25 protein-coding genes are annotated in these 20,664 nt (G+C 50.3%); 20 read left to right on the top strand and 5 right to left on the bottom strand.

Going from position 1 to position 20,664, the window contains the following annotated elements; genetic code table 11:
* Positions 1 to 78: 78 nt before the first annotated feature.
* The 13 genes from BN3277_RS12320 (at position 79) to BN3277_RS12265 (ending at position 9,962) form a co-directional block, all read left to right on the top strand.
* Positions 79 to 369 (top strand): DUF6809 family protein, encoded by a 291-nt coding sequence (locus BN3277_RS12320; protein WP_059043082.1) that lies wholly within the window; start codon positions 79 to 81, stop codon positions 367 to 369.
* A gap of 141 nt (positions 370 to 510) precedes the next feature.
* A complete protein-coding gene (gene comI, locus BN3277_RS26040) occupies positions 511 to 606 on the top strand; it encodes a competence inhibitor ComI (RefSeq protein WP_222860916.1) in 96 nt (31 codons plus the stop codon).
* Positions 607 to 860: 254 nt separating this feature from the next.
* Positions 861 to 1,445 carry a TetR/AcrR family transcriptional regulator gene (locus BN3277_RS12315; RefSeq protein WP_059043081.1) on the top strand — a complete coding sequence of 195 codons (585 nt, stop codon included), beginning with the start codon at positions 861 to 863 and terminating at the stop codon, positions 1,443 to 1,445.
* Positions 1,446 to 1,716: 271 nt separating this feature from the next.
* Positions 1,717 to 2,424, top strand: coding sequence for an SDR family oxidoreductase (locus BN3277_RS12310; RefSeq protein ID WP_059043079.1), 708 nt, complete (start codon positions 1,717 to 1,719; stop codon positions 2,422 to 2,424).
* A 14-nt stretch (positions 2,425 to 2,438) separates the two neighbouring features.
* Positions 2,439 to 3,089, top strand: a complete 651-nt coding sequence (locus tag BN3277_RS12305) for an FMN-dependent NADH-azoreductase (protein ID WP_059043077.1) — start codon at positions 2,439 to 2,441, stop codon at positions 3,087 to 3,089.
* Positions 3,090 to 3,183: 94 nt separating this feature from the next.
* Positions 3,184 to 3,993, top strand: a complete 810-nt coding sequence (locus BN3277_RS12300) for a sugar phosphate isomerase/epimerase family protein (protein ID WP_232436414.1) — start codon at positions 3,184 to 3,186, stop codon at positions 3,991 to 3,993.
* A 138-nt stretch (positions 3,994 to 4,131) separates the two neighbouring features.
* The gene (locus tag BN3277_RS12295) at positions 4,132 to 4,512 is read left to right on the top strand and encodes a VOC family protein (RefSeq protein ID WP_059043072.1); all 381 of its coding nucleotides are present in this window, start codon (positions 4,132 to 4,134) and stop codon (positions 4,510 to 4,512) included.
* A gap of 29 nt (positions 4,513 to 4,541) precedes the next feature.
* A complete protein-coding gene (locus tag BN3277_RS12290) occupies positions 4,542 to 4,904 on the top strand; it encodes a hypothetical protein (RefSeq protein WP_059043071.1) in 363 nt (120 codons plus the stop codon).
* A 195-nt stretch (positions 4,905 to 5,099) separates the two neighbouring features.
* Positions 5,100 to 5,966 carry an AraC family transcriptional regulator gene (locus BN3277_RS12285; RefSeq protein ID WP_059043069.1) on the top strand — a complete coding sequence of 289 codons (867 nt, stop codon included), beginning with the start codon at positions 5,100 to 5,102 and terminating at the stop codon, positions 5,964 to 5,966.
* Between the two features lie 160 nt (positions 5,967 to 6,126).
* On the top strand, positions 6,127 to 7,200 hold the full coding sequence (locus BN3277_RS12280) for a Gfo/Idh/MocA family protein (RefSeq protein WP_059043067.1): 1,074 nt from the start codon (positions 6,127 to 6,129) through the stop codon (positions 7,198 to 7,200).
* An 18-nt stretch (positions 7,201 to 7,218) separates the two neighbouring features.
* Positions 7,219 to 7,929, top strand: coding sequence for a ThuA domain-containing protein (locus BN3277_RS12275; protein WP_059043065.1), 711 nt, complete (start codon positions 7,219 to 7,221; stop codon positions 7,927 to 7,929).
* A gap of 13 nt (positions 7,930 to 7,942) precedes the next feature.
* A complete protein-coding gene (locus BN3277_RS12270; protein WP_059043063.1) occupies positions 7,943 to 8,911 on the top strand; it encodes a sugar phosphate isomerase/epimerase family protein in 969 nt (322 codons plus the stop codon).
* 13 nt (positions 8,912 to 8,924) lie between these two features.
* On the top strand, positions 8,925 to 9,962 hold the full coding sequence (locus BN3277_RS12265) for a Gfo/Idh/MocA family protein (RefSeq protein ID WP_059043061.1): 1,038 nt from the start codon (positions 8,925 to 8,927) through the stop codon (positions 9,960 to 9,962).
* A 50-nt stretch (positions 9,963 to 10,012) separates the two neighbouring features.
* Here BN3277_RS12265 and BN3277_RS12260 read toward each other — a convergent pair whose 3' ends face one another.
* Positions 10,013 to 11,167: an epoxide hydrolase family protein gene (locus BN3277_RS12260; protein WP_059043060.1), complete on the bottom strand. Its 1,155-nt coding sequence runs from the start codon at positions 11,165 to 11,167 to the stop codon at positions 10,013 to 10,015.
* 107 nt (positions 11,168 to 11,274) lie between these two features.
* Here BN3277_RS12260 and BN3277_RS12255 point away from each other — a divergent pair, with 107 nt between their 5' ends.
* Together BN3277_RS12255 and BN3277_RS12250 are read left to right on the top strand one after the other, a co-directional pair.
* Complete coding sequence (locus BN3277_RS12255; RefSeq protein WP_059043058.1) at positions 11,275 to 12,129, top strand: helix-turn-helix domain-containing protein; 855 nt, start codon at positions 11,275 to 11,277, stop codon at positions 12,127 to 12,129.
* A 29-nt stretch (positions 12,130 to 12,158) separates the two neighbouring features.
* Positions 12,159 to 12,575, top strand: a complete 417-nt coding sequence (locus BN3277_RS12250) for a hypothetical protein (protein WP_059043056.1) — start codon at positions 12,159 to 12,161, stop codon at positions 12,573 to 12,575.
* Positions 12,576 to 12,593: 18 nt separating this feature from the next.
* Here BN3277_RS12250 and BN3277_RS12245 read toward each other — a convergent pair whose 3' ends face one another.
* The 4 genes from BN3277_RS12245 to BN3277_RS12230 all read right to left on the bottom strand — a co-directional run bounded on the left by BN3277_RS12245 (position 12,594) and on the right by BN3277_RS12230 (position 15,035).
* Positions 12,594 to 13,163: a YdeI/OmpD-associated family protein gene (locus tag BN3277_RS12245; protein ID WP_059043055.1), complete on the bottom strand. Its 570-nt coding sequence runs from the start codon at positions 13,161 to 13,163 to the stop codon at positions 12,594 to 12,596.
* A 5-nt stretch (positions 13,164 to 13,168) separates the two neighbouring features.
* The gene (locus tag BN3277_RS12240) at positions 13,169 to 13,693 is read right to left on the bottom strand and encodes a DinB family protein (protein WP_059043053.1); all 525 of its coding nucleotides are present in this window, start codon (positions 13,691 to 13,693) and stop codon (positions 13,169 to 13,171) included.
* 63 nt (positions 13,694 to 13,756) lie between these two features.
* Positions 13,757 to 14,674, bottom strand: a complete 918-nt coding sequence (locus BN3277_RS12235; protein ID WP_059043051.1) for a helix-turn-helix transcriptional regulator — start codon at positions 14,672 to 14,674, stop codon at positions 13,757 to 13,759.
* Entirely contained in the window at positions 14,640 to 15,035 is a 396-nt protein-coding gene (locus tag BN3277_RS12230) for a winged helix-turn-helix transcriptional regulator (RefSeq protein ID WP_059043050.1), read from the bottom strand. The genes BN3277_RS12235 and BN3277_RS12230 overlap by 35 nt, the downstream gene beginning before the upstream one ends.
* Before the next feature lie 105 nt (positions 15,036 to 15,140).
* Between BN3277_RS12230 and BN3277_RS12225 the strand changes: the two genes are divergently transcribed.
* The 5 genes from BN3277_RS12225 to BN3277_RS12205 all read left to right on the top strand — a co-directional run bounded on the left by BN3277_RS12225 (position 15,141) and on the right by BN3277_RS12205 (position 20,465).
* Entirely contained in the window at positions 15,141 to 15,524 is a 384-nt protein-coding gene (locus tag BN3277_RS12225) for a RidA family protein (protein WP_059043048.1), read from the top strand.
* A 212-nt stretch (positions 15,525 to 15,736) separates the two neighbouring features.
* Positions 15,737 to 17,398 (top strand): extracellular solute-binding protein, encoded by a 1,662-nt coding sequence (locus BN3277_RS12220; protein WP_232436413.1) that lies wholly within the window; start codon positions 15,737 to 15,739, stop codon positions 17,396 to 17,398.
* A gap of 61 nt (positions 17,399 to 17,459) precedes the next feature.
* Positions 17,460 to 18,383 (top strand): ABC transporter permease, encoded by a 924-nt coding sequence (locus BN3277_RS12215; RefSeq protein ID WP_059043047.1) that lies wholly within the window; start codon positions 17,460 to 17,462, stop codon positions 18,381 to 18,383.
* An 11-nt stretch (positions 18,384 to 18,394) separates the two neighbouring features.
* Entirely contained in the window at positions 18,395 to 19,279 is an 885-nt protein-coding gene (locus BN3277_RS12210; protein ID WP_059043045.1) for a carbohydrate ABC transporter permease, read from the top strand.
* A 55-nt stretch (positions 19,280 to 19,334) separates the two neighbouring features.
* Positions 19,335 to 20,465 (top strand): glycoside hydrolase family 88 protein, encoded by a 1,131-nt coding sequence (locus BN3277_RS12205; protein ID WP_059043044.1) that lies wholly within the window; start codon positions 19,335 to 19,337, stop codon positions 20,463 to 20,465.
* Positions 20,466 to 20,664 lie beyond the last annotated feature (199 nt).

The following is a 20,664-nucleotide window of genomic DNA, read 5'->3' as shown; positions in this document are numbered from 1 at the left end:
GTTTAAACTTGTCTTGAGGAAGGTGAGGTAGTAGGTTCGCAGCTAGCTTCCTACATAGCTATTAGAGGGTGAAGTTCCATGAAGAGGATTATCGAAGAATTTTATTACGGCAACCTGAAGCCTGAAGAACGCATGATTCCGGCAACTCCTGCTTATCGGCCACTTAATCGACATATTTCCGACCTAATGGAAGAAGCCAAGAAGAAGTTTTCGGAAAGGGATTTCGAACTTCTTGAGCAAATTTTGGATTTGAACGGTGAATCCAGTTCAATGGTAACAAGTGAAGCTTTTGTGCAAGGGTTTAGGATGGGGGCGTTGATGATGGTGGAGGTGTTTGATGGGGATGGGGGGATAGAAATTTCCAAATAACACTTAGTATACCTACTACGGGCATTTGAGACCTAAATGATCGGAACATTTGTTCTTTGTTATTATGGTATATAATGGTATAATAGGAAAGACAATTGAACCTTGGGTGGTCATGGTTTCCCTTCAAAAGGAGGTGAAGCCATGGACGTTAAAGATGCGTTGACGATCATGTTTTTATTTGGATCGTTCATCCTCGCACTTCTAACATACATTAATTCGAACAACAAGAGAAAGTAAAAAACCCACCCCAAGGTTAGCGCCGAAGGTGGGTTTTTCCTCATAAACTCAGAAGGGATATCCCATCCAAGCCAATTGTTGAGCCGAGTGTTAGCCGCACTCGGCCTCTTTTAAAATATGATAACACAATTGGAAAAAGAAGTGAACCAGGAAAGTCCGTAGAAGAATATACAGGTGCTTGGCAAATTAGCACTCATTCTTTACTAATCATTCTTAAACCAGTATGATAAACGAAGAAAGGAGGAGGCTGTAAAATGGCGAGACCTAGGGAATTTGATCAGGAGACCGCACTTCAACAAGCTATGGAATTGTTCTGGGAGAAAGGGTATGAGAGAACGTCCATTCAGGATTTGGTCGATCGAACCGGAGTTCATAGGGGAAGCCTATACGATACGTTTGGCGATAAAAGTCAATTGTTCCTCACCTGTTTGGATCGCTTCCGGGAAGTGACGAAAGACCGAGCTTTTCGTATTCTTGAGGAGGACGGGGAACCTCGGGAACGGTTACATCGTTTTTTCGATGCTTTGATCGATGTGGCTTTAAGCAACGAAACGGGACGTAGAGGCTGTTTTATCGCGAATACCGCAATGGAACTGGGGGCAGTGGATTCGGCGATTTCCTCACGGATCGAAGCTTATACGTTAGATATGGAGATGGCTTTTAATAAATTTCTGATGCGTGCTCAGCAGTCAGGTAAATTAAAGGCAAAGCTGAATGTCCGTGAGACGGCCAGATTCCTTGTGGGGACGAGACATGGGCTTTATGTGCTTGCTAAAACAGCTACAGACCGCAAGGTGTTGGAGGATACCGCTAAAGTTGCCATGTCCATTATCCTGTGATCTGAGAGGTTAGGAAAACCGCCAGTAGAGGGACGACATTTTTTTATAGTTGACTGATCGTTCTTAAATCGTGTATGATAACCCAGGAGGTTGAACTTCCTGTTGCATATTAGAGAACGATCATTCTAGATATGAAGTTGATATCGCAGAGGGGGGAGCAGCAACTTCTTAATTAGGAATATTTTTTTAATCAATAAAGAACGATCGTTCTAGTAAGAAAAGGGAAATAATATCAATACATCCTAAATATGTGAAAAGGAGCTGTTTAACAATGGATATTACAAAACAAGTTGCGTTGGTTTCGGGTGCGAACCGGGGGTTGGGTCACCACCTGGCAAATGAACTTCTTTCTAGAGGGGCGAAAGTTTATGCCGGTGCGAGAGATCCCAAAACCATTCAATTACCGGGAGTGATCCCCGTCCAACTGGATATTACGAATCCCCAATCGGTAGCTGAAGCGGCGAAAGCTATTCCTGATTTGACTTTGTTGGTGAACAATGCAGGATCCCACTCGGGGGCTTCCTTACTGGATGGCGATTTTGATCAGATTCGATTGGATATGGAAACTCACTTCTTTGGCACTTTGTCGATGATTCGTACTTTTGCTCCGATTATTGAAAAAAACGGCGGCGGTTCAATTCTCAATATCCTTTCCATCCTGTCCTGGTTTAGTGTGGGCGCAACGGCATATCCTGCCGCAAAATCTGCCGAATGGAATTTGACCAATACACTTCGTTTGGCTCTGGCCGAGAAGAATATCAGAGTAGCCGGGTTACATGTGGCATTTATGGACACGGATATGACGGCAAATGTAAAAGCACCTAAAGCTAGTCCTGCAGATATTGCCCGAATTGCAATCGACGGGGTAGCAGCCGACAGCTATGAAATTGTGGCGGATGACTGGAGCCGCAAAGTGCAACAGGATCTTGCTGGCGGCGTGCAGACCGTGTATCCTCAATTATTCCAACAAGATAAATAAGGAGTGGAATGTGAATGGCAACAGTGTTGTATGTGACCGCCCATCCTTTCCAAGATGATTCTCATAGCCTGCGGGTGGGGAGACATTTTATCGAAACTTATCAGGAAGCCAACCCGGATGATGAAGTGATTCATCTGGATCTGTATCGCCTGGATCTTCCGCAAATCGACGCGGATCTTCTGAGACGTTGGGGACAACCGGCAAGTGGTCCTTCCTTTGATGAACTTAGCGAGGAATCAAAGCAAAAAGCGGTGCGAATGAGCGAACTGGTAGAACAATTTATGGCGGCGGATAAAATCGTCATTGTGAACCCAGTATGGAACTATTCTTTCCCTTCCATCTTGAAAATGTACCTTGACGCTGTTTTGGTTCCGGGTAAAACCTTCACGCGAGCCAACAATGGAATGCGGGGATTATCCGGTCTGACAGGAACGCAGCAAGGGAAGAAGGTCATGCATATTCAAGCTTCCGGCACGGTACTTTCCCATGGGAAGTTTGAAGATGTGGAATTTAGCCATCGTTATATCAAGGCGGCCATGAACTTCATCGGGATCGAAGATGTACAGGCGATATATGCTGAGGGGACCAGTGAGTATCCGGATCAAGCGCAAAGCATCATGGAACAAGCGATCCAGCAAGCGGTATCCACAGCCAAGACCTTTTAATAAAGTTAGTCCGGTTAGGCTACAACAAGATAGTTTGTTGTAGCCTTATTTTATTTCCTTTTGAAAGCGCATTATTCAGGAGTTTTATGGAAGAATGCAGGAAGAATGGGGGAGGGGTTTTCGCTATAATGAACTCGAGAAGGGAGGCGGTTTAATGAAACCCCAAATTGCCTTGCAGTTATGGAGTATTCAGGAGGCATGCAAAGACAACTTTTATGAGGCGCTCAAGAAAGTGAAACAGAGCGGTTATGATGGCGTTGAATTTGCCGGTTACCATGGGAAAAGTGCTGCTGAAGTGAGAGGTTACCTTGAGGAACTGGGACTGCAGGTTGCGGCTTCTCACCTCTCTTTTGAGACCCTGAAAAAGGATCTCGAGCAAACGTTGGCTTTCGAAAAAACGATTGGGAATTCTCGGCTTGTGATCCCTTATGCTACCTTTGAAACCTTTGAAGGCTGGCAGGGTTTTATTGCCGAGATGGAGGAGATCGCGCAAAAGGCGGCAGAGGAAGGTTTCGAGTTTTACTACCATAATCACGCCAATGAGTTTACGGAGATCCCCGGCCGTGACATCCTACATGAAATGGTTCAACGTACGAACAAGATCAACTTGGAAGTGGACCTCTACTGGCTGGCTGATGCCGGCGTGGATGCATTTCCTTGGTTAGAAGTGCATCAGGATCGGATTGGTCTTTTTCACCTGAAAGATATGCAGGATTCCCCGCGAGAAAGTACGGAAATTGGCTCCGGCATTCTGCCGATGAAAGAATACGTTCAAATCGCCAAACGAATGGAGATCCCTTGGTTAATTGTTGAGCAAGAGGAATTTCAGAGTTATCCGCCGCTAGAAGCTACAGCGATCGATTGCCAGCGGCTTCGAGTGATGGTTGATGAGGTGTATGCCTAATTGATCCTAAAAAACCCACCTTGAGGTTAGCGCCGAAGGTGGGTTTTGCCACAAAATCGACTGTACTGCATACATAAGAGATTACTAGCGATTCGTCAGTCCCAGAGCACTTACTCAAGTGGAGGTGAGAAGCTCTTAATGAAAATCAGTTCACAGGTCTATGTTAGAGGCAGTTTGGATGCGGTTGACCGATATTGTCGGGCCTTCGAGTTAGAAAAAGGGCTTGAGATCAAAAATGAAGCGGGAAATGAGTACATGCACTGCGAGTTGATACGAAACGGCCAGCTGTTCATGGCTGTCAGTGAAGCGCCGAAGGATTGCGATACCAGCTCCAAAACAACGTGGCAGACCATGGCCTTTAATGTTTACGACATGGGGAGCAAGGAGGCGGTCCAGCGGGCGTTTGATCTTCTACAAGAAGGCGGTACGGTCCTCGACCCGCCGGGTCCGTGTGATTGGAACGCTTATTGCTCGAATGTGATCGACCGTTATGGCGTCTTTTGGTGGATCGCGATATGAGCTTCGATCTAACTGAAGGAGGGGAACAGATGCAATTCCGGATCATATCGATCCCGCCATTTCAGGCGGTATCCTCTGGGGTCGATCCGAACCAGGATTTCTCGGAAAGTGGGGGGCTTGGCAAGTTCAATGCTTACTTTTCCAAGTTAGAACCTGGGCCGCGTGATCGCTTTATGCCGAGGGACTTCTTGTATTATGATGCAGAACAGGAAGGCCTCGTATGGGTCTATGCTCTGACTTGGATAGCACAATCCGAATTTTTCGAGTTGGACCAAAGAGCTGATCATTATCCCATGGGCCATATTATTACGCCTCCGGAAGTCATTAAGGCAACTGGGGAAGCTCAAATGGAAGCCTTTATCCCCATAAAGCTTAAGGACAACGAGGTTTAAACTTCATTGGGCCGATTCCTCTGGATTCAGAGAGAATGGGCCCTTTTTTTGCTTCCGCACATCTGGGACCTCTTCTTGCCTGTTGATACCGTAGCGCAACAAAGTAATCAAGGAAATAAGTTGTCTGGAGGAGTGCGTCCCTTTATAATCAAACTGGACACGACAAAATACGACGAACGGGGAGTCAACAGGGTTATGAGCGAGTATTTGGAAATCCCGGAATTCGAGGATTCCATTCCGTTTCGCACGTTTTTAAATGACGGGATGACGATTGTCTATCCGCATTGGCATAAAGAGATTGAAATTATTTATTCCCGTAAAGGCAAAGTGAACATCGGGGTTCAGGAAGAGATCGTTCAGCTGGAGGAGGGGGAGATCTTCTTCTTTCCCAGCGGGGAGGCCCACTATTTCTTAGCTTCTCCCGAAAGTGAGCGCTATGTCTACCAGTTTAACCTCAAGCTGTTTGACGAGCGAATTCTGCGGACTTCCGAAGATTCGTTGTTAAATCTGTTTGAGTCCGGAGAGCCGCTAAGCCGGAATTGGCCTCGGGAGCTGGCGCAGAAAGCTACGGAGCTGTTGATTCGTCTATATGAAGTGGAACAGAGCAAACCCTTGGGCATGAACTATTTAACCTTAGGGTATCTGCATCAATTGATGGGTGAGTTCTACCTGCATTTGCCAAGACGCCAAGCCAAACATCTGCCGAGCAAGCGCTCTACCGTACAGCATAAAGAAACGTTGGATTTGCTGAATCAAGTCTTCGAATATGTGGAAAATCGCTATCAGGAAGTGATAGCGTTGGAGGATGTCGCCAAATTCGTGGGCTTCAGCCCTTACTATTTTACGCGTTTCTTTAAAACGAATACCGGACAAACCTTTATGCAATTCTTGACCGAATATCGCCTGAATCAAGCCAAGTTCATCTTGGCCAACGAAAATATCCCGATGGTGGAAGTCGCCGAAAAAGCCGGCTTTGCCAGCGTCAAAACGTTCCATCATGTGTTTAAGGATGAGGTTGGACAATCGCCGCTGCAGTATCGGAAAAATTTGCATAAGGCGTAAGAATAAAGGGGATTGACGAGTGAACCCTCGTTGATGCCCTTTTTTTCGTTCTGGGCGAAGGGCAATATCCGGGAGTTTTTTGCGGGGAATGTGGGAAGAAAGCGGCTTCAGATTTGGCTATAATGAATTCAAAAATAGAAACGCTTTCAGGAGGTATACGATGAAATTGAAAGTTGGAATTATTGGATGTGGCGGGATTGCAAACGGCAAGCATATGCCGGCTCTTTCGAAGGTAGATGAAGTGGAAATGGTAGCCTTTTGCGATTTGATCGTGGAACGTGCGGAGGAAGCCAAAGCGAAATTTGGAACTGCGGACGCGAAGGTGTTTGATGATTATAAAGCGATGTTAGCGAATACTGATTTGGATGTCGTTCATGTGTGCACGCCAAACTCCTCGCATGCGTTTATTTCGATTGCAGCGATGGAAGCGGGATCTCATGTGATGTGCGAGAAGCCGATGGCGAAGACGTCCGAGGAAGCCAGAAGCATGATCGAGGCGTCCAAGCGGACCGGCAAGAAATTAACGATTGGTTATCAGAACCGGTTCCGGACCGATTCCAGATACCTGCATCAAGTCTGCGAAGAAGGCGGATTGGGTGAGATTTATTTTGGCAAAGCCCATGCGATTCGTCGCCGTGCTGTACCTACTTGGGGCGTGTTCCTGGATGAGGAAGCTCAAGGCGGCGGTCCATTGATCGATATCGGGACGCACGCGTTGGACCTGACGCTCTGGATGATGAACAACTACAAGCCGAAATATGTGGTGGGGAAAACGTATCATGCCCTGTCCCAAACGAAAAATGCAGCCAATGCCTGGGGACCTTGGGATCCGGAAAAATTCACCGTAGAAGACTCTGCGTTTGGTTTTGTAGTGATGGAGAACGGGGCAACGATCTTCTTGGAATCCAGTTGGGCCTTGAACAGCCTGGATGTGAAGGAAGCGAAAACGACGTTGTGCGGAACCAAAGCGGGCGCCGATATGAACAATGGCCTGACCATCAACGGGGAAGACCACAGCTTGCTGTACGAGAAGAAGGTCGAACTGCAAACCGGGGGCGTTGCCTTCTACGATGGCGCAGGGGAGAGACCGGAAGTGCTTGAGGCTCATTCCTGGATTCAAGCCATCCTGAATGACACTGAACCGGTCGTAAAACCGGAAGAAGCTTTGGTCGTTACGGAAATCCTAGAAGCGATCTACAAATCCTCGAAGACCGGCGAGCCGGTATACCTCTAAGATCAAGGAGCGATATCCATGATTCAAGTGACCGTATGGAACGAATATCGGCATGAGAAGACCGATAAAGCCGTTCAAGACATGTATCCGGAGGGCATTCACGGCCAACTGGCGAAGTTCTTGGGCGAAGACCAGTTTAAGGTCAAGACGGCAACGTTAGACGAGCCGGAGCATGGTCTGACAGAAGAAGTGTTGGAGGATACGGATGTCCTGATCTGGTGGGGACATGTAGCCCATGATGAAGTTCGGGATGAAATCGTAGACCGCGTGCATAAGCGGGTGCTGGAAGGCATGGGGCTGGTTGTGCTGCATTCGGGTCATTTTTCTAAAATATTCAAAAAGCTCATGGGCACCTCTTGCGATCTGAAATGGCGGGAGGACGGCAAGCATTGCCGCATTTGGAATGTGAACCCAAGCCACCCGATTGCCGAGGGCATCGGTGATTTCATCGAGTTGGACAAGGAAGAGATGTACGGGGAGCATTTTGATATTCCAGCTCCAGACGAACTCGTCTTTGTCAGCTGGTTCCCGGGGGGCGAAGTCTTCCGCAGCGGCTGTACGTTCCGCCGTGGAAACGGGAAGATTTTCTACTTCCAACCGGGTCATGAGACCTATGCGAGCTATTATAACGAGAAAGTGCAAAAGGTCATTAAGAACGGGATCCGCTGGTGCGCACCAACCCAAAACGGGTATCCGGTCTACGGCCACTACAAAGCACGTGAACAATAAGGAGTGAAGGTCGATGAAACTGGGTGTATTTACGCCATTGTTTAACGCTTTAAGCTTTGAAGACATGATTGAGGAAGTAGCCAAGAAAGGCCTGCAAACGGTAGAGATCGGCACTGGCGGCTATCCGGGCAATGCGCATCTGGATATCGACAAATTGCTGGCCAGCAGCGAAGCTAGATCCGAATATCTAGCCAAATTGGCGGATAAAGGATTGGAAATCTCCGCGCTTAGTTGCCATAACAATCCGATTTCCCCGGTCCAGGAAGTGGCTGCCGAAGCCGACGCATTACTCCGCAAAACGATCAAGCTGGCAAGCTTGATGAACGTTCCGGTTGTTAATGGCTTCTCCGGCGTATCGGGCGGGAATGCGGGGGATACGCAGGTCAACTGGCCGGTATTGCCTTGGCCAACGGAATATGATGACAGCTACACGTACCAATGGGAGAAGAAATTGATCCCGTACTGGAAGGAGATCAACACCGAAGCCGAAGCGGCAGGTGTGAAGATCGGGATTGAACTGCATGGCGGCTTCCTGGCGCATACGCCATATACCATGCTGAAATTGCGGGAAGCAACCGGCAAAGCGATCGGTTGTAACCTGGATCCCAGCCATTTGTGGTGGCAAGGGATTGATCCGGTGGCGGCCGTCAAGATTCTTGGGGAAGCCGGCGCGATTCACCATTTCCATGCGAAAGACACGTATCTCGATCAAGACAACATCAATATGTATGGCTTGACGGATATGCAGCCTTACGGCAATGTGAAGACGCGGGCTTGGACTTTCCGTTCGGTAGGCTGCGGCCACGACTTGAAGGTATGGTCGGATATTATTTCCGCCTTGCGCGTATATGGATACGACTATGTGTTAAGCATTGAGCATGAAGATCCAATTATGTCTGTGGACGAAGGCTTAACCCGTGCCATTACCAACTTGAAATCGATTATGATCCACGAACAACCCTCAGCCATGTGGTGGGCGTAAAGGAGCAAGCAAGATGTCAATCATTAATTTCGCCGTAATCGGCTATGGCGGTATGGGCTCGTACCATGCCCACAACCTGATCCCTGCGGAAAGCACTCGCTTCCATGTGGCGGGGACCTACGACATTTCCGGAGAAAGACAGCAAATCTCCAAGGGCAAAGGCCTGCATATCTACACGAGCTTGGATGAGGTATTGACGGATGAAAACATCGAAGCCGTTCTGATTGCAACCCCAAATGATTCGCATAAAGAGATTGCAATTCGAGCCTTGCGGGCGGGGAAGCATGTCGTTTGCGAAAAGCCCGTAGCCATGAACACCCAAGAGCTGGATGAAATTTTGGCGGTGGCTGAAGAGACGGGTAAGGTCTTTATGGTGCATCAAAATCGCCGGTGGGACCCGGATTTCCTGATCATTCGTCAGCTGTATCAGAACAAGATGATCGGGGATATTTTCCAAATCGAATCCCGCGTTCAAGGGGCCAACGGCATTCCAGGCGATTGGCGTCACTTGGAGAAGCACGGGGGCGGTATGCTGCTGGATTGGGGCGTCCATTTGCTGGATCAGCTGCTGTGGCTGGTCGATAGTCCGGTCCAAAGCGTGCATTCGGATTTGAGTTATATCCTGGGTGATGAAGTGGACGACGGGTTCATGAGCTTCATTACCTTTGAAAATGGCGTGAAGGCGCTGGTTGAAGTGGGGACCACCAACTATACCAAGCTTCCACGCTGGTACGTGAAGGGCCTTGAAGGGACCGCGAAGATTAACGATTGGGATTTGTCCGGCGAAATCATCGCAGCGACCGGCCGTACGGATGTGGCAGCTCCAACTCCGATCCAAGCAGGGGTTGGACTCACCAAAACGATGGCACCTCCTTCGGAAGAAGCGACCGAGAAATTGACTTTCCCGGCTCCGAAAGCGGACTTTGTTCCGTTCTATCAGAACTTCTATAAGGTTGTACGTGAAGGCGCTGAGCCGATCGTTAAGAATCAGGAAGTTCGCAAGGTTATGAAGCTGATTGACGATATTTTTAAGTCTTGTCAGAAAGGATGACCTTAGTCATTCTATTCAAAAGGCTAACCGAATTCGGTTAGCCTTTTTGCTTATGGTGATACCCTATACGATCGGAAGAACGCCCGAAGATCGTCGGCCATCAACTCCGGCTCCTCCATGGCGGTAAAATGACCGCCGCGGGGGATAGACGTCCAGCGGGATATATTCAAATTGCGCATAACCCATTCTTTGGGCGGAGGCAAGATGTCCGCTTTGAACAAAGCGAGAGCGGTTGGGACAGTGATGTACCCGAGAGGTGGCAGCGTATGCGTATTTTCATAATAGAGGTGAGCTGCCGATCCAACCGTGTTCGTGACCCAATAAATCATGATATGGGTGAGCAGTTCGTCCTCCGTGAATCGTTGCCGGAGATCCCCGTCGCAATCACTCCAGGTGCGGAGCTTCTCCAGGATCCAGCTAGCCAACCCGACGGGCGAATCGGATAGACCATAGGCTAGCGTTTGGGGGCGCGTTGATTGAATGGACATATAACCCCCTTCTTGAGCCACCCAAGCTGAAGCGGCTTGCTGGTAACGCCTTTCTTCCGCCGAGAGTTCCGATTCTTCGCTTGAGTTCATCAGCGCCCGAATGATCCCGATGTCGGTGAGATGAATGCCATATAACAACTCGGGGTGATTGGCGGCCAGGTACCTGGTCACTCCGGAGCCCACATCTCCGCCGGCGGCAGCAAATTTCTCGTAACCTAGCTCCTCGGTCATTAGCTTGACCCAGAGTTCCGCGACTTGGGCGTTGTTCATGCCGGGATGTGTTGGGCGGCCGGAGAACCCGAATCCGGGCACCGAAGGGACGATCACGTCAAAAGCGTCCTCCGCGCGGCCCCCATAACTAGCCGGATCGATCAGGAGCGGGATGATTTTCTCATAACGCAGGAAGCTGTCCGGCCATCCATGGGTGAGGATCAGAGGCAGGGGATGGGGGCCTTTCCCGCGCTCATGGACGAAGTGAATGTCGATTCCGTTGACGTTGCAGCGGTATTGCGAGAAGCGGTTTAACCTAGCTTCTTGAGCTCGCCAGTCATAGTGATCTCGCCAATAGGTCACGAGCGATTGCAAATACGTCATCTCGGTTCCCCGTTCCCAACCGGTATTTTCGGGTTGATCGGGCCAGCGGACGTGATGAAGTCGATGCTTCAGGTCATCCAGGACCTCTTCGGGAACGTGGATGCGATAGGGTTTAAGTGCCATAACGTTTCCCTCCTTGTCATGCTACATCGATCATTATATCCCCCGGAAAGATGTGATACACTGGCATAAATGAAGCATCTAACTATACGATTTGATAGGTGATGGCTATGCCGCAAATAGATCGTTACAAGAATCGCATCGTCCATATTGAGTTTGTCCCGATGGAGGATGTAAGCCGACTTCCTTATCCAGAACGCCGTTCCCTGGTACTAATCACCTCGGGGCGCCTGCAAGGTACGCTCAACGGACACCCAATTTCAATCGAAGCTCCTGCGGTCCTCTGTTTGGCTGGAGACGATGATATGAAGGTCACCGAGATGCAGGGGATCGCTGCGCAAGCATTCCATTTTCACCCGGAATTTCTGAAGAGCGTTCGGTTATCTGAAACGGAGGAGGTTTTTCCTTCTGCACCCAGCATCCAAACCGGGCAATCGTTTTTTCAACGCGTGGATCCGTATCCGATCCTCCCCCGAATGACGAGTCAGGCTTATCCGCATATTTTTGAATGGTTTTTTGTGTTGGGGACGGAAGTGATGGCGCAAAGTGATGAGCGCTGGGCGTGCCGGATCAAGAAATATCTCATTCAAATTCTAGGTTTGCTGGAGGAGTTAAACCAAAATCGGGAGCCCTCACCGGTGGATCAGGTGCTAGAGTACATCCATGCCAATTATCCCCGCAAGATCATCTTGGAGGACTTGACGAGGACCGCGCATTTGAACCGCGTCAGCTTAAATAAGCTGTTTCAGGCTAGATGTGGCACAACCGCGATGGGTTACTTGCTTTCCTATCGATTCAAAGTCGCATGTGAACTCTTAACCCATACCGATATGAACCTGAACGATATTGCGCGTGCGACGGGGTTTGAATATGATACTTATTTCATCAAACAGTTTACATCTAAGAAGGGGCTGTCCCCGACAACGTATCGGAATCAATCCCGCAAGTTTTCAAATGCTCAATAATCGTTCAAGTCGCTAAACAGGAGGTTAGGATGAGGAAATTACATCGAGTTGGCATTTGTTTATTCGTGTCCTTGTTGTTATCGGCATGCAGTTATTCCGCGGAACCTCAAGAACCCCAAGCCCAGGATCAACGAGCTCAGATTCTTGAAGTCACCGCGGATTTGCCGCAAAACGAAGGCTGGTGGATCGTTCGAAACGGTACGACGACGATGACCCTTCAGGTGAAAGCCCTAAATACCGAAACGGTTTTGTTTTGGGCCGTACCCACAGGAACGGAAACATGGGGGGAACGGGAGCTTATCGGTTATGATCTCGACGGAAGCGACGGATGGTCATTCACGTGGGACTTCGGCAAACGGAGCATGCATGACCGTATCGTTGTCCAAGCCTTAGGCAGTGATGAGACATCCCAAGCTCAAGAGATGATTTTGGTTACCGCAGAGTAAAATTAGCACTTACGGCATCTACTCCTCCAGCAATCGTCCGCCATCATGCCATTGGCCGTACATTTGATTATCCTTGGTGTGTGTGATGAATTTATCCAGCCTGCTTTGAAAGAGCTCCGGTTGGTGAATGACGCTTTGGATCGTATCGATGCGAACTCTTTGATAGAGCGCCGGGAAGTTCGTGAAATTCTTGTACACTTGCGGATCTTCTCGTAGTCGTTGTTCGATCTGTTTATCGATTTGAAAAGCCTCGGGAGCCATATCGGGAAGAACCCTCCGTCCCTCCTCAGTCATTAGCCCCAACCTCTCCAGACGACGAACGCGTTCTTTGTTTAACTCCGTCCACGAGCTTTTGGATTGACGCGGAGACAGCCTTTGGGCGGTCTCCGTATCACTGACTTTCTTCTTAATGCCGTCAATCCAGCCAAAGCATAACGCTTCTTCGACCACATCTAAATAGAAGAGCGTATCCAGGCTAGGCTTCATGCGTACGACAACCCAACAAGACTTCGCAGTCCGGCTGTGCTCCTGAAGCCATTCCCTCAGTTCCACTCGGGTTCTTACAGGAAGCAGATGATCGATCTCCATCCTTTTTATCCCAGGGAAGCCGCAGGTTGCTGATACCAATACAGCGCATAGTCATTCATCGTAGAGGCGTGCCCGAGCTGGCGCAGCATCGTGGTTACGTTTCCTCGGTGATACGTCCCATGGTTCACCACGTGAAGGATCATTTCGGAGAAACGGGTTTGGCGGGGACCGGCGAACGGATTATTTAACAGTACGGACTGCTCCAGATCGGGTTGGCTTTGGAACCAAGCGTTGAACTTTTGAGCCAACTCGCTATAGACGCTCTCGTAAGCATCCACGGATTCCAAAACCCGTTCGTTTAACGTAAGAGTGGCTTGAAAGGCTTCCGGCATTTCCATCCCGGTCAGCACCAGATACCACATTTGATCAACGGCATAAATATGGCTTAACGCATGGGCAAGGGTGGGGTACGAGCTGTTTACTTCTTGATGGAGCACCGAAGACGGGAGCTCGCGAATTCTTCCCAGAATCGTTTGGTTTGCCCAAGCGTGATAGTTGTACATGTCGAACGGAATATTTTCTTTTGTCATTTGGATCTTCTCCTTTGGTGGTTGATGTCTAAATTATAAATAAAGAAGTATGACAACAGACTGTCATACTTCTTCATAAAGTTTTAGCGCCTTTTGGAGCTGTTCTTTGAGGATGCCGCGAAGCTCGATCGGCTCGAGGACTTCGGCGCCGCCGCCAAAGCTGAGCAGGATCGACCAAAGCCAGCGTGCGCTCAGCGGCTGGTAGACGGGAATCCGCACGGTCATACTCCCATCCTCATGAAATTGCTTCTCCGCCTGGTGAAATTGATCCATCACTTCCGCGAGCGCCTCTGGACTCACCCGGAGTACGACGTCATCCACTTGTCCGTCCCACGACGGCTTATTCGCTTCGAGCTTCTCCGCGGCTTCGGGATGGGGTTCAAAGGGATCCTGGGTCAGGAGCACATTCAGCATCCGGGATAACCGGAACTCCCGATAATCCTGCCGCGGCCGACAATACCCGTAGACGTACCAATTGCCAAATTTGAAATGAAGCCGCAGCGGTTCAAGCTCGCGGGCTCGGCGTTCATTTTGAGCATTGATGTAATCGAAACGCACGACCCTCCGCTGTGTGATGGACGTGCGGAGAAGAGGGAGCACGCCTATTTCCGTTCGGCGGGTTTCCAAATCCACAGCCAGGCTTGGCGTTCGAATCTCCGGTTCAATCGTTTGTAACCGTTCGATCGTTCCTTGTGCACGCTCATCTTCAAACACGGTGGATAGACTGTTCAACACGGTAATGAGGGAGGCGACGTCGTAGGAGCCTAACAGGCTTTTGTCCATTTTGTACCCGTCCATCAGGCCGTATCCGCCTTTGGTTCCTTGGTAAGCAACGACCGGGAAGCCGGCCGCGCAGAGCACATCGATATCCCGATAGATCGTTCGCGGCGACACCTGAAACTCATTCGCTAACATCGCCGCCGACAATACATCATGATTCAGAAGCTTATAGATGATGGAGATCAGTCGCTCCAATTTCATAGGATTCTCCTTTGTGCTGTCCGACTTGAGGTTGGTTTTGGAGCCCCCAATCGCATAACTGCTCCATGACGGGGATGAGGGTCTCTGCTTTAGGCGTTAGCCGGTATTCCACTTTGGGAGGAATCTGAGGGTATTCCTTCCGATCTACGAGGCCATCCGCCTCCAGTTCTTTCAGCTGGGAGCTGAGCATTTTATAAGTAACGGGCCCCAGTCGTCTTTTCATTTCATTAAAACGAACCGGCTGATCCTCAGCGAGGAGGTACAAAATCAGCATTTTCCATTTCCCGCCGATCACCGAAAGCGTATATCCAAAAGGCGTTTCTTGAACCCGGCCTTCCCCCTGATAATCCGCTAATCCCATTGCGACACTATCCTTTCAGGTAGTACCTATCAAAATAGTGCGTACTACTGCATATTTTGTGCCCAGTTTATACTATCCTTACTTTGATGTAAAGGAGAGAAAACAATGGCTCAAATTCAAACGTACAATCATGATCTGTGGGATCATGGCATTTCTCAGGGGTACGCGGTGAATGACACCCTCTACATTTCCGGACAGTTCTCTCACGATGCGCAAGGCGTATTCGTAGGCGTAGGGGATATCGAGGCCCAAACCCGGCAGACGCTTGCCAATCTGGATCGTGTACTGGAGAGCTTTGGCGCGAAGAGGGAGAACCTCGCTTATATGGAGATTTATTTGACTCGACCGCAGGAACATTTTGAAGCAGTCCTTGAATTGTTTAAGGAGTTTGTGGGGGAACACCGGCCGGCGGGAACACTGCTTGGGGTTACTTATCTGGCATCGCCCGAACAGCTGATCGAAATCAGCGCCGTTGCCCATCTGGATTAAGCGGGACAAGCAAGCCTAAAGCTCACTGAACGCAAGCGTTCGGTGGGCTTTTTATATAGATCATCAACCCAATTGCACAAATCATCAATCCATGCGAAGCGAAATCAACATGCCATTGGAGGTTTTGACCATAGGCTCACTCCTCCCGCTGCCCGTATGCTGGGATTGGGTTAATCACCACCCATTTCAACACTTATGGAGGGGGAAGGTTCATGAAGAACACAAGACGTATGGCCCGATGGATTTCCACCGCTTTGGCCATCGGCATGTTGGGAACTACGCTGTTGGCATGTTCCAATGGAGGAAATTCGGGGAGCGCCAACGCAAACGAAGGCGGAGCCAACTCAGGAGGGAACGGGAACGCGCCGACCTCGGCAGTGGCGACGTATCCGATCCAAACCGATACGACGCTAACGTATTGGGGGGAGCTGACCGGGAATTTGGTTGGCGTCAAAAACACGCACCAAGACGTCCCTTTTTTCAAGAAATGGCAGGAGAATACCGGGGTACCGCTTGAATTTCTGGCCCCGCCCGCCGGCCAAGGCCGTGAAGCGCTAAACGTGATGCTCGCGTCGGGCGATTTGCCGGATATGATCGAATACAATTTCATGAGTTTTCCCGGCGGACCGGAGAAAGCGATCAGCGACGGGTATATTTTGCGCCTGAACGACCTGATCGACAAGCACGCGCCGAACCTTAAGAAATATCTGCAGGATAATCCCGATATCGATAAAATGGTGAAAACCGACAGCGGCAGCTACTATGTGTTTCCGTTCATTCGGGGTGACGAATATCTGCGGGTCTTCCAGGGACCGATGATCCGCAAGGATTGGCTGGATGACCTGGGACTGCCGGTGCCGGAAACGATCGACGAGTGGACCGCAACGTTAAAGGCGTTCAAAGAGAAGAAGGGGGCAACCGCTCCGCTCTCGATGGTCAGCAAGCCGCGCTTCTTTAATGAATCCTACAACGGGGCGTTCCTTGGTGCGTTTGGGGTGATCCAGGGCTTTTACCAAGAGGACGGCAAGATCAAGTTTGGTCCCGCGGAACCTGGGTTTAAGGAGTATTTAAGATTGTTCCAATCCTGGTATAAGGAAGGGCTGCTCGATAAAAATATCGCGACGGTGGACGGTAAAGCGCTGGACAGCAATCTCGCTTCCGGAGCTACAGGTGCCACGATCGGCAATGCTGGCGGCGGGATGGGGAAATGGCAGCCTTTGATCGAGGCAAACGATCCGAAAGCGGTGCTGGTGGCGACCCCTTATCCGGTGCTGAATAAAGGGGATAAGCCTAAATTCGGCCAACGTAACCAAGCGTACTCGTCCGAAGGTACGGTTGCGATTACGACGGCGGCGAAGAATCCGGAACTGGCGGTCCAGATGCTCGATTACGGGTACAGCGAGGAAGGGCATATGTTCTTCAACTTCGGGGAGGAAGGCGTCAGCTACGAGATGGTGGACGGCTATCCGAAATACACCGACCTTCTGATGAAAAATCCGGATAAACTGGCACCGGCGCAAGCGATCTCGTTATACGCCCGCGGCAGCTACAATGGCCCGTTTGTGCAAGATAAGCGGTATGCGGAGCAGTTCTTCGCCCTGCAAACCCAGCGGGATGCCATCGAAATCTGGAAGAATACCGATGCAGCGAAATACCAGTTGCCGCCGATTACGCCAACGCCCGAGGAAAGCTCGGAATATGCGGCGATCATGAACGACATGAACACGCTGGTGGATGAGATGACGATCAAAATTATTTTAGGCGATGAATCCGTGGACCAGTTCGAGAGCTATGTGGAGAAAATGAAGTCGCTTCGCCTGGACCGGGCGATCGAGATCCAGACCGCGGCGCTGGAGCGTTATAACAGCCGGTAATTGCCATGCGGGAGGGCGAGCAAGTCCTCCCGATTAGAAATGAGGTGAATTCAGAAGACGCATGAGCAAACCAACCACCTTCAAACGCCGGTTCATCCGGGACTTCCGGATGAACAAATATCTGTATCTCATGATGATCCCCGTCGTCGCCTACTATGTGATTTTTCACTACGGCCCGATGTATGGCGCGGTGATCGCTTTTAAGGATTTTTCCCCGATTAAGGGGATTCTCGGGAGTGATTGGGTTGGACTCAAGCATTTCGAGGACTTTTTCGGCAGCTATTATTTCCTTCGAGTGCTCAAAAATACGATCATGATCAGCTTGTACACGCTGATTTTTGAGTTTCCGGCACCGATTATTTTGGCGCTGCTGATTAATGAGGTGCGCCGCCGCCATTTTAAACGGGTTGTCCAGACGATTACGTATATGCCGTATTTTATCTCGCTTGTGGTCATCTGCGGCATCATTACGGATTTTACGAACGCGGACGGCTTAATTAACCGGCTGTTCATGCAGTTTGGGTACGATGGGCAGGCCATGCTGCAAAAACCCGAGCTGTTCCGGCCAATCTATGTGTTATCGGAAATTTGGCAGCGGATCGGCTGGGAGTCGATCATCTATATCGCCGCGCTGATGAGCATCGACCTTGAGCAATATGAGGCCGCACGGATGGACGGAGCCAGCCGGTTGAAGCAGATGTTCTATATCACGCTGCCGGGGCTGCTGCCGGTGATCACCATCATGTTCATCTTACGAATCGGGAATTTACTGAACGTTGGTTTTGAGAAGATTATTTTGCTGTACACTCCGGTCACCTACGAGACCGCGGACGTCATTTCGACGTTCGTGTACCGCAAGGGCTTGCTGGAGTTCGGCTGGAGCTATAGCTCGGCCGTCGGGTTATTTAATTCGTTGATCAATCTCGCGCTGCTCATCTCCGCGAACTACATCAGCCGCAAAGTGAACGAAAACAGCTTATGGTGAGGTGAAAAGGGATGAAGACGGAAAGCAGCGGTTGGTTGGACCGCATATTTAATGTGATTAACTATACCCTTTTGATCCTGCTGGTGGCGGCAACTTTGTATCCGCTGCTGTATGTATTGTTCGCGTCGTTAAGCGACGCGGCGCAACTTCTGGCTTATAAGGGCCTGCTCTGGAAGCCGGTTGGCTTCAGTTTGGCGGCGTATGAGAGCGTCCTCGCCAATCCGGGGATCGGGATCGGATTTCGCAACACGTTGTTTATCGTTGTTTTTGGGGTGACCGTCAACATCTTTATGACAGCGCTAGGTGCTTATGTGTTGTCCCGCAAAAATGTGATGTGGAACAAAGTCTTTATGTTCCTCATCGTATTTACGATGTTTTTCGGCGGCGGATTGATCCCGATGTATCTGGTCGTCAAAGGCGTTGGTCTGCTGGACTCGTTATGGTCCACGATTATACCGTTTGCGATCAGCACGTTTAATCTGATCATAATGCGGACCTCGTTTATGGGCATCCCGGACAGTCTGGAGGAATCGGCCAAAATCGACGGGGCGAACCACTTCACGATTCTGTTCCGCATCATCATTCCGCTCTCCATGCCCGTGATTGCCGTGATGATCTTGTATTATGCGGTGGACAAATGGAACGGTTGGTTCTACGCCTCCGTGTTCATCAAAAGCCGGGAATTGTTTCCGCTGCAGCTCGTACTTCGTGAAATCCTAATCTCCAACTCGACCGACAGCATGTCGATCGGCGCCTCCGCCGGTGACCGGTTTCAGATTGGGGAGACGATTAAATACGCGACGATTATCGTAGCGACTTTTCCGATTATGTGTGTGTATCCGTTTTTACAGCGATATTTCGTAAAGGGCGTTATGGTGGGCTCGTTGAAAGGGTAATAGAATAAAGATGTTTGGAAGGAAGCTCGATGATACACGGTAGAGGAGGAGAAGCATGACAACGACTAGCGAAACGCTCAGCCAGGAGTTCTGGCCGCGGTTGGAAGCCAAAGTATCCCGTATGCGGGAGTCCTTGGGCAACAAGAGTCCCCATGTTGCGGGGGCGGACGGAATTTACGACGATACGAAGCTGGATTGGTGGACCTCCGGCTTCTGGCCGGGAATCCTATGGCTGATGTACGAGATGACGGGCGAAGAACCGTATAAGGATGCCGCCTGGTCCTGGGATGAGCGGTTGTTCGCGTTGTTTCAGCAGGAGAACGCCTTTGACCATGATGTTGGATTTCATTACTTACCAACAGCGGTCTTCAAGTATAAAGTGACGGGGGACAAGAACGCCTTGCGGCGGGGCTTGTTCGCGGCTAATTTCTTGGCCGGGCGTTTCAACCCGCGGGGCAGCTACCTTCGGGCCTGGAACGGCAAGGATCAGGCCGGATGGTCGATCATCGATACGATGATGAACGTATCGCTGCTCTTCTGGGCCTCCGAGGAGAGCGGCGATCCGCGGTATGCCCATATCGCCAAAGCTCATGCGGATATGGTCGTGAAGCAATTCGTGCGCGCCGACGGTTCTTCCCATCATATCGTCACCTTTGATCCGGAAACGGGCGAACGTGTGAAGGCGTTGGGAGGGCAGGGGGCCGGTCCTGACTCGGCTTGGAGCCGGGGGAACGCCTGGGCGCTTTACGGCCTAGCGAACACTTACCGCCATACTGGAGATCCCGCCTACCTTAGCGCAGCGCAATGCGTGGCGAATTTCTTTATCGCCAGCTTGCCGGAGGACGGCGTGCCGCCGTGGGATTTCCGCGCCTCGCAGGAGGCGGGGGATACTGGTGTCCCCCGCGACAGTTCGGCCGGGGCCATCGCGGCATCCGGCTTGCTGGAGCTCGCCGAATTGCTGGAAGACGCCGCCAGCCGACCTTACCGCGCGGCCGCTGAACGAATCCTTCGTTCCTTGGCGACCCATTATGCCACTTGGGACGATCCGCGGCATGAAGCCATCTTGGTTCAGGGAACCGGCCACAAACCGGCGAACCAAAACGTTAACGTTTCGCTCATTTACGGCGATTACTTTTTGGTGGAGGCTTTTGCCAAGCTCAAAGGTTGGGAACGGCGTATTTTTTAGGAACGAACTACACTTCTAGGAAGGATCAGCCCGAAGGACCGCAAGGTCCATTCGGGCTATTTGCGTTGGGTAGGGAGAAGCAGCGCCCGCCTGCCGTTATTGTCAATCGAATTGAACTTTTTATCTATAGGCTTCCGCTAGGGGTTCACGTTATAATTAGGTCTTGATCCGATGCGCCGACAAACCTGCAAACTGAAAC

This window comes from Paenibacillus rubinfantis, assembly GCF_001486505.1.
In the GTDB taxonomy this organism is placed as follows: domain Bacteria; phylum Bacillota; class Bacilli; order Paenibacillales; family Paenibacillaceae; genus Fontibacillus; species Fontibacillus rubinfantis.
The sequence above is the reverse complement of the archived record's forward strand: the minus strand, read 5'-3'. Positions and strand labels throughout refer to the sequence as shown.

Bases quoted from the DNA above. Each gene is read 5' to 3' on its own strand.
- BN3277_RS12250 (WP_059043056.1), top strand. From the start codon at position 12,159: ATGAGGAAATTACATCGAGTTGGCATTTGTTTATTCGTGTCCTTGTTG.
- BN3277_RS12235 (WP_059043051.1), bottom strand. From the start codon at position 14,674: ATGAAATTGGAGCGACTGATCTCCATCATCTATAAGCTTCTGAATCAT.
- BN3277_RS12315 (WP_059043081.1), top strand. From the start codon at position 861: ATGGCGAGACCTAGGGAATTTGATCAGGAGACCGCACTTCAACAAGCT.
- BN3277_RS12225 (WP_059043048.1), top strand. From the start codon at position 15,141: ATGGCTCAAATTCAAACGTACAATCATGATCTGTGGGATCATGGCATT.
- BN3277_RS12220 (WP_232436413.1), top strand. From the start codon at position 15,737: ATGAAGAACACAAGACGTATGGCCCGATGGATTTCCACCGCTTTGGCC.
- BN3277_RS12275 (WP_059043065.1), top strand. From the start codon at position 7,219: ATGATTCAAGTGACCGTATGGAACGAATATCGGCATGAGAAGACCGAT.
- BN3277_RS12260 (WP_059043060.1), bottom strand. From the start codon at position 11,167: ATGGCACTTAAACCCTATCGCATCCACGTTCCCGAAGAGGTCCTGGAT.
- BN3277_RS12285 (WP_059043069.1), top strand. From the start codon at position 5,100: ATGAGCGAGTATTTGGAAATCCCGGAATTCGAGGATTCCATTCCGTTT.
- BN3277_RS12310 (WP_059043079.1), top strand. From the start codon at position 1,717: ATGGATATTACAAAACAAGTTGCGTTGGTTTCGGGTGCGAACCGGGGG.
- comI (WP_222860916.1), top strand. From the start codon at position 511: ATGGACGTTAAAGATGCGTTGACGATCATGTTTTTATTTGGATCGTTC.
- BN3277_RS12245 (WP_059043055.1), bottom strand. From the start codon at position 13,163: ATGGAGATCGATCATCTGCTTCCTGTAAGAACCCGAGTGGAACTGAGG.
- BN3277_RS12265 (WP_059043061.1), top strand. From the start codon at position 8,925: ATGTCAATCATTAATTTCGCCGTAATCGGCTATGGCGGTATGGGCTCG.
- BN3277_RS12255 (WP_059043058.1), top strand. From the start codon at position 11,275: ATGCCGCAAATAGATCGTTACAAGAATCGCATCGTCCATATTGAGTTT.
- BN3277_RS12305 (WP_059043077.1), top strand. From the start codon at position 2,439: ATGGCAACAGTGTTGTATGTGACCGCCCATCCTTTCCAAGATGATTCT.
- BN3277_RS12205 (WP_059043044.1), top strand. From the start codon at position 19,335: ATGACAACGACTAGCGAAACGCTCAGCCAGGAGTTCTGGCCGCGGTTG.
- BN3277_RS12280 (WP_059043067.1), top strand. From the start codon at position 6,127: ATGAAATTGAAAGTTGGAATTATTGGATGTGGCGGGATTGCAAACGGC.
- BN3277_RS12215 (WP_059043047.1), top strand. From the start codon at position 17,460: ATGAGCAAACCAACCACCTTCAAACGCCGGTTCATCCGGGACTTCCGG.
- BN3277_RS12240 (WP_059043053.1), bottom strand. From the start codon at position 13,693: ATGACAAAAGAAAATATTCCGTTCGACATGTACAACTATCACGCTTGG.
- BN3277_RS12295 (WP_059043072.1), top strand. From the start codon at position 4,132: ATGAAAATCAGTTCACAGGTCTATGTTAGAGGCAGTTTGGATGCGGTT.
- BN3277_RS12210 (WP_059043045.1), top strand. From the start codon at position 18,395: ATGAAGACGGAAAGCAGCGGTTGGTTGGACCGCATATTTAATGTGATT.
- BN3277_RS12320 (WP_059043082.1), top strand. From the start codon at position 79: ATGAAGAGGATTATCGAAGAATTTTATTACGGCAACCTGAAGCCTGAA.
- BN3277_RS12300 (WP_232436414.1), top strand. From the start codon at position 3,184: ATGCAGGAAGAATGGGGGAGGGGTTTTCGCTATAATGAACTCGAGAAG.
- BN3277_RS12230 (WP_059043050.1), bottom strand. From the start codon at position 15,035: ATGGGATTAGCGGATTATCAGGGGGAAGGCCGGGTTCAAGAAACGCCT.
- BN3277_RS12290 (WP_059043071.1), top strand. From the start codon at position 4,542: ATGCAATTCCGGATCATATCGATCCCGCCATTTCAGGCGGTATCCTCT.
- BN3277_RS12270 (WP_059043063.1), top strand. From the start codon at position 7,943: ATGAAACTGGGTGTATTTACGCCATTGTTTAACGCTTTAAGCTTTGAA.